Below are 12,137 nucleotides of genomic sequence, written 5' to 3'. Positions count from 1 at the left end.
GAGTGCCCGCCGTCCACGAGGTTGATGATCACCTGGGCGACGGCGCTGATGATCCGCCGGCCGCCCGAGGCACCGACGGCGGCGACGGACTCCCCCCGCCGTGTGACGAGCGCCGGGCCCATGTTGGCCAGCGGCCGGGCGCCCGGTGCGATGCTGTTCGCGGCGCCCGGGAGGGCGTTGAACCACGCCATGGCCGAGTCGAAGAGGAGCCCGGTACGCGGGCAGACGATGCCGCTGCCGAAGTGGTGGGCGGCGGTGTGGGTCACCGAGACGATGCGGCCCTGTGCGTCTGCCGCCGATATGTGCGTCGTGCCGCTGGTCGGCTCGGTCGCGCTCTGCGGCGTCCACTCCGGACGAGCCGGAGACCCCGGTTCGTGCCGCCACGGATCATGAGCGGCCCGTGCGGCATAGGTGGTCCAGGGCTCGCCCTCGCGCCAGCCGGCGACGTCCTGACCGGTCTCGACGAGCCGAGCCAGCGCGGCTGTGTAGTCCGGACTCAGCAGGCCACGGAGGGGAACGGGCACCACGTCCGGGTCCCCGAGCCAGTGGTAGCGGTCGGCGAAAGCGTGCCGCAGGGCGAGTGCGAGCTTCCGGGCTTGTGCGCCGTTCTCGTGGGAGGTCGATGGGCGCGGGTTGAGCGCCTCCCACATCTGCAGGATCTGCAGTTCGGTGATCCCTCCGCCCGGCGACGGCGGCACGAACACCTCCACGTCCCGGTAACGGCGTCCGAAGGCACGGCCGATGGAGGGCGCGGCCGCACGCAGGTCCTCCGACGTCAGCAGGCCGCCGGCCGCACGGGAGCTCTCCACCAGGCGCCGAGCCAGCGCCCCCTCGGTCAACGACTCCAGCGGGCCGTGCGCCGCCTCCTCCAGGGCGGCGCCCAGAAGCGGCTGGCGCACACGCGGCCTGGCACCGAAAGAAGGACCGTAGAAGGACGAGGAGGCGTGCCCGAGCGGCAGACCGTCCTCGTCGAGATAGGTACGGCGAGCCTGCGCGTCCCGGCGAAGCCGCGTGAGGTCGGACAGGGCGTTGGCCACGAACCACATGTCCGCCTCGAAACCGTCGTACGCAGCCCCGATCGCGGGCCCGCACACGTGCTCCCGGGGCAGCTCGCCCCAGGCTTCCTGCGCGCTGAGCAGACCCAGCAGGGTTCTCGGTACGCCCGAGGCTCGGGGCCCGTCGACGTTGGCCGCGTCGACCACCGGCGCCAGGCCGAGGACGCTCGAACCCGAGGCTCCGTGGTCCACCTCATACATGGCGCGGGACGCAGCCGACGGAGCCCGCGGACCGAAATCCGCCGACCAGGTCCCGGTCTCCGGATCGTTGAAGAGCAGGAAACCGCAGCCTGCCAGCGTCGTCTCGGTCGGCTCGACGACCCCTGCGACCAATGCGGTCGCCACCGCGGCGTCGACCGCGTTCCCGCCACGCTCCAGCATCTCCAGCCCCGCACGCGTACTGCGCTCGTGCGGGCTCACGACGGTGCCCTTCGACGCGTCCTGTCGACGAACGGCGTTCGTCCCCGTCATGCAGTGTGTACGCATCCCTCTCCTCGGCCTCCTCGCCCGTTGGCGGAAGCAGCAGGCTAGGAAGTGCCGGGAGACGCTGAACACGGAGTTTGCGTTTTTTGCGCGGGGCCCGTCCCGCCGGAGACCGCGGACGCCGATCCGGCCCTCGGGGACCATGGCGGGCGGTGGAGGGCCCAGGCTGATCATTGCCGTGCGACCCGGGGATCACTTGCCGAACGGTGCCACCCCGTTGTCCTCCGGGGTGGCACCGCACCGGTCACTGCTACTGGTCCCCTGTGTCGTGCTCGTGAGCGGCTCCGGCGGCCGAGGAATTGAATTCGGGGGTGTCGAAGACCTCGCCCCCGATCGGGTCCCGGACTTCGGCATCGCCGTCAACGGTGATGGCGCCGGCTTCGGGATCGACGACCACGGTTTCCGGGTCGAGATCGTGGACGGCGAGGACCGAGGTTTCAGCAGTACTCGAAGTCGACGGACTCTCCGTGCCGGCGCCCGGAGCAAGGCCCGCCAAGGACACCGCCGCACCGAGCCGCCGATCGGTCCTGTCCGCGTCCGCCTCGTGGGACCGGACCAGCTCCCGCAGACTCGACGCTCCTCCGCTCCCGATCGCGGACCCGCCGCCCCGGGACGCCTGGTCGCCCGTCTTCTGCGTCGTGATCTTCACGTACCGCGGCATCACCGCGACCTCGTAACGGAAGACCTTCCACAGGGCGACCATGGCCAGGGCGTAGACGATCGACAAGGGTGCCGCGCCGGCCAGCGAACTGACCTGGAGCACCGTCAAGGCGGATTCGCCCCCGGCGAGCAGGAGTACACCACCGGACACACCGACGAGGACGGCCCAGAACACGCGTGTGCGGCGCGGGGTCTCGCTGCGGCCGCCGTGGCTGAGGACATCGACGACCAGCGCACAGGAGTCGGCCGAGGTGATGAAGAACAGCATGATGACGACGATCGCGATCACGCACAGCACCGTGACGATGCCGGAACCGACCGGCAGTTCCGTGAACATCTGGAACAGAGTGGTGTCGGTGTTGACCACACCGTCGTCTCCGACGAGATTGCCTTGCTTGAGCTGGTAGAAAAGGCCGCTGTTGCCGAAGATCGTCAGCCACACCAGCGATACCGCGGTCGGGGCCAGCAGCACTCCGAGAATGAACTCACGGATGGTCCGACCCCGGGAAATCCGAGCGATGAACATACCCACGAAGGGCGCCCACGACAGGAACCAGGCCTGGTTGAACAACGTCCAGGCCAGTGTCCACCCGTCCTCTGCACCGGCACCGGTGACGAAGGCCAACTGCGGGATGCTCTGGGCGTATTCGCCGATGTTCTGGACCATGGAACGCAGCAGGAACACGGTCGGACCGATGATCAGCACCGCCAGGCCGAGCAGTCCCGCCATCCCCATGTTGGTGTTCGACAACCAGCGGATGCCCTTGTCGACACCGCTGACGACGGAGAGCGTGCCCATAGCGGTGATTCCGACAACCAGCACGAGCACGAGGATGTTCGACGGTTCGATCCAGCCCAGGTGGCCGAGGCCCGCCTGGATCTGCAGCACCCCCATGCCCAGCGAGGTGGCAACGCCGAAGACGGTTCCGACGATGGCGAAGGTGTCGATGACGTGTCCGACCCAGGACTCGATAAGCCTGCGGCCCATGATCGGCTCGAGCAGCCAGCGCACTGACAGAGGTCGCCCATACCGGAACGTCATATAGGCGAGGCCGAGTCCGACGATGGCGTAGATTCCCCAGGCGTGCAGCCCCCAGTGGAACAGCGCCTCACCGACCGCGGCATTGGCTGCCGCTTGGCTGCCCGCCTCATTGCCGATCACTTCCGGTGGTGCCACCAGATGGCTGAGGGGTTCGGCGACGCCGTTGAAAACGAGCCCGATTCCCATGCCTGCCGAAAACAGCATGGCGAACCACGACATGCGGGAGAATTCGGGACGTTCGTCGTCACGGCCGAGACGAACCTTGCCGATCCTGGAGAACGCCGCCCAGAAGGCGAAGACCAGGCAACCTGTGACGACGAGGATGTACCACCAGCCGACCGTCGTGCCGATCCAGTCACGCACGTTCGTGAACGTGGTCGTCGCCTCTTCGCCGTAGACGGCACCTATCCAGGTCGCTGCACCGAGGGCTACAAGAATGATCAGAACGGCCGGTATGAACACCGGTCGCTTCACACGTGGTCCGCCCTTGGCCGACTGCGCACCTTCTTCGGCGCTCGACGGTGCCGGTTGGACTGTACTCACAACTCTCCTTCGTCTTCCGGACCGAGCGGGCGGACGCGCACCTCGCGCCGCCTCGGCAAGGCGGCGGGAACACCTCGTCGCTGTCGCGGTGCAGCGTCCTCGGTCTGCAAACCTCACGGACGCGCTGCTGCGCTCGCCGTGACTCTTCCTTCGGGTGGTCAAGCCTTGTGGGGCCGGACCGGGGCTCCATGCCTGATCGCATGAGCCGTGTCGATTGCGCGGGCGCACTCTGTCACCACGCGCCCCAGTGCTCTCCACACAGGGTGCTTGCTCCATCTTCCATATCGGCAATGTGCGAATCGGGCGCTCGCACGCCGCCTCGTTCCGGGACCGGTGACAGGTGACCTGCGCGGCCCTTCCCTCCTCAACTTCCGGAAAAATTCGGCAGAGTTGAGCGTCGGCGCAGTCGTCAGGGGCGACCCGGTCGGCGGGATTCCATTCGGTCGGCGCTCCCCCGGGAGCGCATGGGCCGGTCAACGCCCCGAACGGACTGCTGCCGGGGCGAACAGCCCACGCCGGCAGCCGACCGACGCGACTCCGGTCAATGCGGATGCCGCCCGTGGTTTCTCATGGTCGGCCGGGTGAGCGCGGTGCGGACGTGCGTGGGCCGGAACACCGGCGCGGAGACCGGCTCTCACCCGCACGTGGCCGCGACGTGAAGAGCATGCCCCTCGGCCCGGCAGGGATCACCCGGGGCATGGTGTCGCGGGTCGGCTGCACGCCAGTCCTCCTTTCCCTTCGGGTCAACCCGCTTGCCTGCCTACACTGACCTGTATGAATACCGCTCCGCAAGTCTCGCAGCTCACCCCTGCCGCCCGGGCGATCCTCGATACTGCAGGGCGGATCTTCTACGACCGAGGCATCAGCGCAGTGGGCGTGGACACCCTCGCCGCCGAGGCAGGCGTGACGAAGAAGACGTTGTACGACCAGTTCGGCTCGAAGGCGACCCTGGTCGCGGCGTACCTCGGTGAGCGCGATCGGCACTTCCGCGACTGGATCGAGCGCGAGATCCAGGGAAAGGACGCGGAGACGCAGGTCCTGGCGGTGTTCGACGCGCTGGGTTCGTGGATGGACGCGCACAGCCCGAAAGGATGTGCGTTCGTCCACGCTCATGGCGCACTCCTCAACGCGCCTGACCATCCTGCCCACAACGTCATACGCGGAGAGAAAGTCTGGTTGCGGACCAAGTTCGAGCATCTCGTGCGGGCGGCCGGACGCGATCAACAGCAGTCTCTCGCCACGCAATTGGCAGCACTTCTCGAAGGTGCCACTGTCCTGCGGTCGTTGGCAGACATGCCCGACGCCGTCGACGAAGCACGCGACGCCGCCGACGTCCTCCTCGACTCGCCCTCCCGCGAGGGCTCGTGAAGCCACGGGCGAGAGTCACCGCGAGCGGTTTTCCACCGTCAGGCGCGGAGGGAGGGCAGAGGGGCCTCAACTCGACGTGTCGGTCGCAGAGTTCGGCAACACCGGCAGCAGCTCCGCACCCGTGCCCACGTGTCGCCCTCACTCGGCCCGGTTCAACTGCCCCGTCAGCAAGTGCGCGTCCAGCAGGGAGAGGTCGGCCGAGCGGTCGGCTCGGGAGTAACCGGCGAGCATGCGCCTGGTCAGGGCGAGGGTCTCGGGAGAGCGGCGCAGGAGCGGGCGGGTCAGGCGTGCGACGGCTTCGTCGAGCTCGTCGAGGGGGGCCAGCTTGTGGAGGAGGCCGAGGCGGTGTGCCGTGGGGGCGTCGAACGGCTCGCAGGTGAGCATGGCTTCGCGGATGCGGGCGGCGCCGGCCTCGGAGATGAGGCGGCCCATCGCGCCGCCCCACGCCGGTGGCAGGCCGAGGCCGACCTCCGGCATCCGGAACCGGCAGTCCTCGGCGCCGACGCGCAGGTCGCAGAAGGCGGCGAGGGCGAGGCCCGCGCCGACCACCCTGCCGTGGAGGCGGGCGACGCTGACGACGTGCGTCGTCTCCAGGGCCTGGCACACGCGGTGCGCCTTGTCGACGATGCGGCGCATCGCGGCCCCCGTCGCGTCGGCCGCGAGGGCCGACTCGTACTCGGTGCGGTCCGCTCCCAGGCAGAAGTCGTCCCCCGCGCTGGAGAGGACCAACACCCGTACCTCGGGGCGTTCCTGGAGCCCGTCGAGGACGGCGAGAAGTCCGTCGAGGGCGGCCGTGCCGAGCACGTCTCCCTGCCGCGTCGGAGAGAGGCGGACGTGGAGCGCGGCGCCGTTCTGTTGTGCCACGACGGCCTCGTCGAGGGAGGCGGGGAAGGTCGGGATCTCGGTCATGCGGTGACGACGTCCAGGTTGAGTAGGCGGCGGAAGGCGACGCGCGGCGCCCACCGGGGGCGGCGTGCAAGAGTGAGGCGGGGCAGGCGCCGGACCAGCTCCCGGAGGAGGATCTGAGCCTCCATCCGCGCGACGGGCGCCCCGAGGCAGTAGTGGATGCCGCCGCTGAAGGCGAGGTGCGCGGGTTTGCGGTGGGGGTCGAACTCCTCGGCCCGGCGGTGGCGTTCGGGGTCGCGGCCCGCCGCGCCCACCATGAGGTGGACCATCTCGCCCGTGCGGTAGTCGGCGCCGCCCAACTCGCCGTCGCGGGTGGCGACGCGGGTGATCACGTGGGTCGGGGGGTCGTACCTGAGCGACTCCTCGACGAAGGCGGGCACCAGGTCCGGGTCGGTCGCGAGCGCCTCCCACCACCGCGGGCGGTCGAGGAGTTGCAGCGTCGTCATCGACAGCAGGGAGGCCGTGGTCTCCAGGGCCGCCAGCAGGACGAAGAACGCGAGGTAGTAGACGCCGGCGTCGGCCTTCTCGCGGTCGGGTTCCATCGCGTCCCAGGCGGCGATCCAGCGCGAGACGGGGTCGTCGCCCGGGCGTGCGCGGCGCTCGCTGACCAGTTCTGTGAAGTAGGTGCGCAGCTCGGCCGTCGCCGCGTCGGAGAGGGCCAGTTGGCTCGCCGAGGGAAGCAACTCCTGTGCGAACACCTGGTCGTGGGTGAGTTCGCGGAGGCGGGGCCAGTCGGCGCTGGGCAGTCCGAGCCAGCCGCCGATGACGGCGACCGGCAGCTCCTCGCTCACCAGGGTGTTGAAGTCGGCCTCGCCGTCGCGGAGTTGGTCGGCGAGGGTGTCGAGCAGCCGGCTCGTCGTCGTGGTGACGTTCTTGGTCATCTCCTGGATCGACCCACGGTCGAACGAGCCGGCCGCCCGGCGGGCACGCGTGTGCTCGGGCGGGTTGAGCGCCGGCAGAGTGTGCGCCATCTCGCGCACGGAAGGGGCTCCCCAGCGAGTGCTCTCGCCCTGCCGGGCGCGCCACTGCCTGTCCGGCTCCACCCACTCCCGATTGCGCAACACTTGGTCGCAGAGGTCGAACCCGGTCACGAGGTTGCCTCCCCACGGGGCGGGTGTGACCTGCCCCCCGGAGCGCAGCTCCTCGTAGAGCGGAAAGGGGTCGGCCTGTCCCTTCGCCGTCCGTAGACGGGAGAAGAGGGAGACGGTGGTGCGTCTGTCGGGGGACTGAAGCGTCGTCAGACTCATGGCGGAGGAGCCCCTTCCTGTCATCAGCCGCCATGCGTACCCCACCCGTATCTGGCACATGCGATCGAAATAATCGTGTTCGGTATGTCACTCGCCTCTGGTCCATGCCAGGAATCGGCTGAAGAGACCCCCCTTTCGCTCAGCCTTTCCGCTTTCCTGCCGCTGCGCGGGGACGTGGACTTGCTGCGGTACCGGCGCCGACGGCTGCTGCTCGGCAGCCGCGGGCCCCGGCTGCGGAAGCGAAGGCGTGAAGCTGACGGGCAGCTCCAGCAGCACCCGGCTCCACGGCACCGGCGCCCACTCCAGCGTCTCGAACGGGGCGCACACCTCGACGTCGGGCAGCCGGTTGAGCAGGCACTCCACCGCGGTGACCGCGACGAGGAAGGCCGGGTCCTTCGCAGGACAGGCGTGCGGCCCGGCGCCGAAGGCGATGTGCGCCTTGGAGCTGAGCTGTTCACGGTGCTGGGCGAGCCGCGGGTCGGTGTTGGCCGCGGCGAAGGAGATGACGACCGGGTCGTTGGCCCTGATCCGCCTCTCCCCCAGCTCCACGTCCCTAGTCGGGTAGTGCGCCGCGTAGTTGGCGATGGGCGCGTAGTTCCACAGCGCCTGCGAGACGGCCGTCTCGACCGGCAGGCCCTGCTGCCAGCTCTCGTCGAGGATCAGCGCGCTGCTCGTGCCGATGGCGGCGGCGAGCGGCGTCGTGCCGCCGGAGAGCAGGGTGACGAGCTGGTGCAGCACTTCCTCGTCGGTGAGTTGGGCGGAGTGCTGCATCAGCCGCGTCGTGACGTCGTTGCCCGGGCGCCTGTGCTTGAGCGCGATGAGCTCCGAGAGGGCCTCGGCGAGGATCTGGTCGGCCTCGGGGGTGCCGTCGAAGATGCCGCTGATGCCGACGATGACGCGGTCGCCGATCTCCGGCGGGCAGCCGAAGAGGTCGCTGAAGACCAGGAGGGGCAGTTGGTGCGCGTACTCGGCCATCAGCTCGGCACGGCCGTGGCGGTCCGAGCTGAACTGGCTGATCAGGTACTCGGCCGACTGCTTGGTCTGGCGCACGAGTTGGAGCTCGTCGACGGCCGCGAGGCTGTCGGTCACCGCCTGGCGCAGACGGGCGTGTGCGGCGCCGTCGCTGAAGAGGGCGTTGGGGCGGTAGCCCATCATCGGCAGGGCGGGGCTGTCCTGGGGGACGCGGCCCTCGTTCAGCGCGTTCCAGCGGCGGGAGTCGCGGACGAAGGTGGCGGGGTCGTGCAGGATCGAGAGCGCGGCGTCGTAGCTGGTGACCAACTCGACCTCGACACCGTCTGCGATGTCTACGGGAGCGCTCGGTCCGAACGAGCGGAGGTGGGCGTAGTGGCTTTCGGGGTCGGCGCCGAACTCCGGGCCGTGGAGCTCCACGTTGCCGGAGACCGGGCACCGGGACGGTGTCCCCTCTATGTCGGGGTGGTGCATGTCGTCTTCCTAGGACAGTAGGGACAGGAGGTGGTTGACGAGGGTGATCAGCGCCTGTGCTGCGGCCTTCTCGTCACGCACGTCGCAGGGGACGACGGGCGTATCGTCGGACAGGGCGAGCGCCTCGCGCACCTCCTCCAGCGGGTAGATGTTGGTGCCCTGGAACCGGTTGACGCCGACGGTGTACGTCAGGCCGAACCGCTCGACGAGGTCGAGCACGGCGAAGGACTCGTCGAGGCGCTCCGGGTCGACGAGCACCAGCGCCCCCAACGCGCCCCGGGAGAGGTCCTCCCACATCTCCTTGAAGCGCTCCTGACCCGGCGTGCCGAAGAGGTAGAGCACGACCTGGTCGCTGAGGGTGAGCCGGCCGAAGTCCATCGCCACGGTGGTGGTGGTCTTGTCCGGGGTGCCGGAGAGGTCGTCGTAGTTGACGCTCGCCTCGGTGATCTCCTCCTCGGTGCGCAGCGGCTCGATCTCGGAGATGCTCCCGATGCAGGTGGTCTTGCCGACTCCGAAGTGCCCCACGACGAGGATCTTCACCGCAGTGGTGACATTGGGATCCAGGTACATGATTCACGCTCCGAATCGGGTCTTGAGGCCATCCAGCACGGCGCTGAGCAGTTCCTTGTCCGCTTGCTCGGCGGGCGGGACGGGCTTCCTCGCCAGGACGAGGTCACCGTCGGCGAGCTCGGCCAGCAGGATCCGCACGACCCCGAGGGGAAGGCGGGTGTGGCCCGCCACCTCGGCCACCGACAGGAATCCGTCGGCCACGAGGTTCATCACCTCGCGCGCCTCGGGGGAGAGGGTGCGCGCCTCGGCCGCGGCGTCCTGCTTCGCCGATACGAGGGTCGTGCGTTCGTATTCGTGGGACGGCGGCAGCCCGCGTCCCCCCGTGACCACGAAGAGGGGCACGAGTGGCGCGGTCAGCTCCAGCTCGGCCTCTGGCTCCGGCTCCTGCTCGTCGGTCATGGGCCCTCACTCCGTCCGGCTGTTGCACCGAGCCCCAGGTGGGGGACGACGCGGTGGAGGCGGGTGGTGAGGTCCTCGATGTCGGCGTTGTGGTCGGCGGCGGCTGCGAGGAACGAGCCCCTTCCGACCTCGATCAGGAAGATCCAGCCGTGCTGGAACTCGATGACCGTCTGCCGCCAGTGGACGTCCTCCAGCGCGCCGGCGAACTGGGCGGTGGCCCGGCTGTAGGAGTGGATGCCGGTCATCGCCGCTGAGATGGTGTCGGCGAGGTCGCGGCTCATGCCCGTGGTCGCGCCGCGGGGCAGGCCGTCCGCGCCGAGCAGCACGGCGTGGCGTGCCCCCGGCACCTCGTTGATCGTCGCGTCGAGTTCGGGGAGGACGAACCCCGCCGACGCGGCGCCCTGTTGGCCCTCCACACGACCGGCACCTCCCGCCGGCGGGTCCGAGACGACCCTGGGCGGCGACGTCATGTTGGTGCCGAGACGGGCGACGAGCCGGTGCATGCGGAAGGAGATCTGCTGCATGTCGACGTCGAGTTCAGCGGCGGCGGCGAGGTAAGCCCCTTGCCCCGCTCCGATGAGGAAGATCCATCCGTGGTCGAACTCGATGATCGTCTGGTTCCACTGCTTGTCCTCTCCGGGCCCTGCGAAGTGCGCGATGGCACGGCTGAGCGACTGCATGCCCGCCATCGCGGCGGATATCGTCCGTACGTCGTCCGCCCCCAGGCCCTCGGTGGCTCCGCGGGAGATGCCGTCCGCGGAGAGCAGGACCGCGTGCCTCGCCTTGGGCACGTTGTGGACGATGTCCTCCAGCATCCACGAAAGGTCAGTAGTCATGAGCCCTCGGACCCTTCGGACGGTGACGGGTCAAGGTTGCGGCCCGACAGGGTGCCCCGCTGGAAGGCGCCGAGGCTCCGCCCCGAACCGCGGTCGACCGCGGCGGGCCTGACCGGCGGTTCGTCGGCGTCGCGGACGGGTGCTGCCACGTCGCGACGCTGGCGTCCTCCCCGCTTCGGCAGGCCGCTGACGGTCCGATCCGCGCCTCGCGGCCGGTCCGGTGTCTCGTCGTCCGTATCACGGACTGCGCTCATCCGGGGGGCCTCCGCTACCGGCGCCGTGATCTCTTCCTCGGTCCACAGCTCCTCGGGGAGGAGCACCACCGCGCGGACGCCGCCGTAGCGGGAGACGCCGGTGACATCCACCCGGAACCCGTACTGCTCGGCGATCCTGCCGACGACGGGGAACCCGAACTTCGGCTGCGTCCCCAGCTCGGAGAGCCGCGGCTGGACGCTGCCGGAGAGCAGGGCGGAGGCGTGCTGACGGTCCTCGTCGTTCATGCCGACGCCCGCGTCGTCGATGACGATGCAGAGGTTCTTCTGGACCCGCTGGAACGTCACCTCGATCGGTGCGTCCTGCTGGGAGAAGCTGGCCGCGTTGTCGAGGATCTCGGCGACGGCGTGCGCCACGGGTGAGACGGCGGACGCCTTCAGCGCGAAGCCGGACTGCTGCATGATCTGCACCCGGCGGAAGTTGCGGATCTGACCCTGCGCGTTGCGCACGACGTCGTAGACGCTGGCCGCCCTGGTGCGGCGGCCGAGCGGCGCACCGCACATCACCGCGATGCCGTGGGCCCTCCGCGCCATCTGCGCGTTGGCGTGGTTGACCTCCATGAGGTCGGCGAGGACGGGGTGGCCACCGTACTTCCGCTGTACGTCCTCGAGGAGCACCATCTGCTCGGCTGCCAGGCTCTGGAGGAAGCGGGCCGCTCCCTTGAGGACCGCCTTGGTGCTCTCCTCCGCGGCCTCCTCGGCCGCCCGGATGGTCACTTGCTGCTCGGCCTGGCGGCGCTGCAACTCCGCCGAGACGTTACTGAGTCGTCCCTCCGCCTCGTTGAGTCTCGCCGTGAGGACGGTCTCGCTGTGTTGTTTCTTCGCCTCTACGGCTCTGTTTCGTATGGAGAGCACTGCCACCGCGGCGACGGCTATGACAGCCACCACGACCAGGCACCACACAAGTACGTCTTGATTCATCGAACCTTTCCCAGCGCGCGGCATGCAGACGGCGACGTACACCCCCGCGGACCCCACTACTCAGCCGCACCGAGGCGCACGAACGCCTTCGGAGGGCAAGGGGGCAGGGGCTTCCACGCGGCGCCCGTATCGAGTGGATCAAGGGCGCAGGTTCCGGGACTGTATCACCGTGCGGTGTCCGGCCTATAACCTGATCTGACGTCAGTTCACCATTCGAAACGCCGCCTGACGTGCCGCACCTTGCTTCGGCTCCACAACGCTTTCGGCAGTTGTTCGTGCATGGCCGAACGGATGCGCGTACATCGTCGTTGTATGGCGTCGAGCGACAGTCCCATGCGCGTTTTTGTACGGACGACCGTGCGTGCCAGACGGACACAGAATGGACGCAATTC

The 12,137-nt window shown here is 69.2% G+C and carries 11 protein-coding genes; 1 reads left to right on the top strand and 10 read right to left on the bottom strand.

Annotated elements, in window-relative coordinates:
* A partial coding sequence (locus tag UWG_RS0117840) for a gamma-glutamyltransferase family protein (protein WP_162130085.1) occupies positions 1-1,541 on the bottom strand: 1,541 nt, incomplete at its 3' end.
* A 247-nt stretch (positions 1,542-1,788) separates the two neighbouring features.
* Positions 1,789-3,783 (bottom strand): BCCT family transporter, encoded by a 1,995-nt coding sequence (locus UWG_RS0117835; protein WP_202800758.1) that lies wholly within the window; start codon positions 3,781-3,783, stop codon positions 1,789-1,791.
* A 774-nt stretch (positions 3,784-4,557) separates the two neighbouring features.
* Here UWG_RS0117835 and UWG_RS0117830 point away from each other — a divergent pair.
* Positions 4,558-5,151 (top strand): TetR/AcrR family transcriptional regulator, encoded by a 594-nt coding sequence (locus tag UWG_RS0117830; protein WP_029391541.1) that lies wholly within the window; start codon positions 4,558-4,560, stop codon positions 5,149-5,151.
* 138 nt (positions 5,152-5,289) lie between these two features.
* Here the strand turns inward: UWG_RS0117830 and UWG_RS0117825 are convergent, their stop codons facing one another.
* From UWG_RS0117825 to UWG_RS33725, 8 genes are all read right to left on the bottom strand, one after another.
* Positions 5,290-6,060: an enoyl-CoA hydratase/isomerase family protein gene (locus tag UWG_RS0117825; RefSeq protein WP_016908576.1), complete on the bottom strand. Its 771-nt coding sequence runs from the start codon at positions 6,058-6,060 to the stop codon at positions 5,290-5,292.
* The gene (locus tag UWG_RS0117820; RefSeq protein WP_016908575.1) at positions 6,057-7,304 is read right to left on the bottom strand and encodes a cytochrome P450; all 1,248 of its coding nucleotides are present in this window, start codon (positions 7,302-7,304) and stop codon (positions 6,057-6,059) included. The genes UWG_RS0117825 and UWG_RS0117820 overlap by 4 nt, the downstream gene beginning before the upstream one ends.
* 87 nt (positions 7,305-7,391) lie before the next feature.
* Positions 7,392-8,747 carry a cytochrome P450 family protein gene (locus tag UWG_RS0117815; RefSeq protein ID WP_016908574.1) on the bottom strand — a complete coding sequence of 452 codons (1,356 nt, stop codon included), beginning with the start codon at positions 8,745-8,747 and terminating at the stop codon, positions 7,392-7,394.
* Between the two features lie 9 nt (positions 8,748-8,756).
* Positions 8,757-9,317: a GTP-binding protein gene (locus tag UWG_RS0117810; RefSeq protein ID WP_016908573.1), complete on the bottom strand. Its 561-nt coding sequence runs from the start codon at positions 9,315-9,317 to the stop codon at positions 8,757-8,759.
* Between the two features lie 3 nt (positions 9,318-9,320).
* Positions 9,321-9,716, bottom strand: a complete 396-nt coding sequence (locus UWG_RS0117805; protein ID WP_016908572.1) for a DUF742 domain-containing protein — start codon at positions 9,714-9,716, stop codon at positions 9,321-9,323.
* Positions 9,713-10,552, bottom strand: coding sequence for a roadblock/LC7 domain-containing protein (locus tag UWG_RS0117800; RefSeq protein WP_193386459.1), 840 nt, complete (start codon positions 10,550-10,552; stop codon positions 9,713-9,715). Before UWG_RS0117800 ends, UWG_RS0117805 begins: the two co-directional genes overlap by 4 nt.
* Positions 10,549-11,727 carry an ATP-binding protein gene (locus UWG_RS0117795; RefSeq protein ID WP_016908570.1) on the bottom strand — a complete coding sequence of 393 codons (1,179 nt, stop codon included), beginning with the start codon at positions 11,725-11,727 and terminating at the stop codon, positions 10,549-10,551. Before UWG_RS0117795 ends, UWG_RS0117800 begins: the two co-directional genes overlap by 4 nt.
* A gap of 224 nt (positions 11,728-11,951) precedes the next feature.
* On the bottom strand, positions 11,952-12,137 hold a 186-nt coding region (locus UWG_RS33725), incomplete at its 5' end, for a hypothetical protein (RefSeq protein WP_237720142.1).

It is taken from the genome of Streptomyces xiaopingdaonensis, from assembly GCF_000262345.1.
Classification (GTDB): Bacteria; Actinomycetota; Actinomycetes; order Streptomycetales; family Streptomycetaceae; genus Streptomyces; species Streptomyces xiaopingdaonensis.
This window is presented reverse-complemented; position numbering and strand designations above follow the sequence as displayed.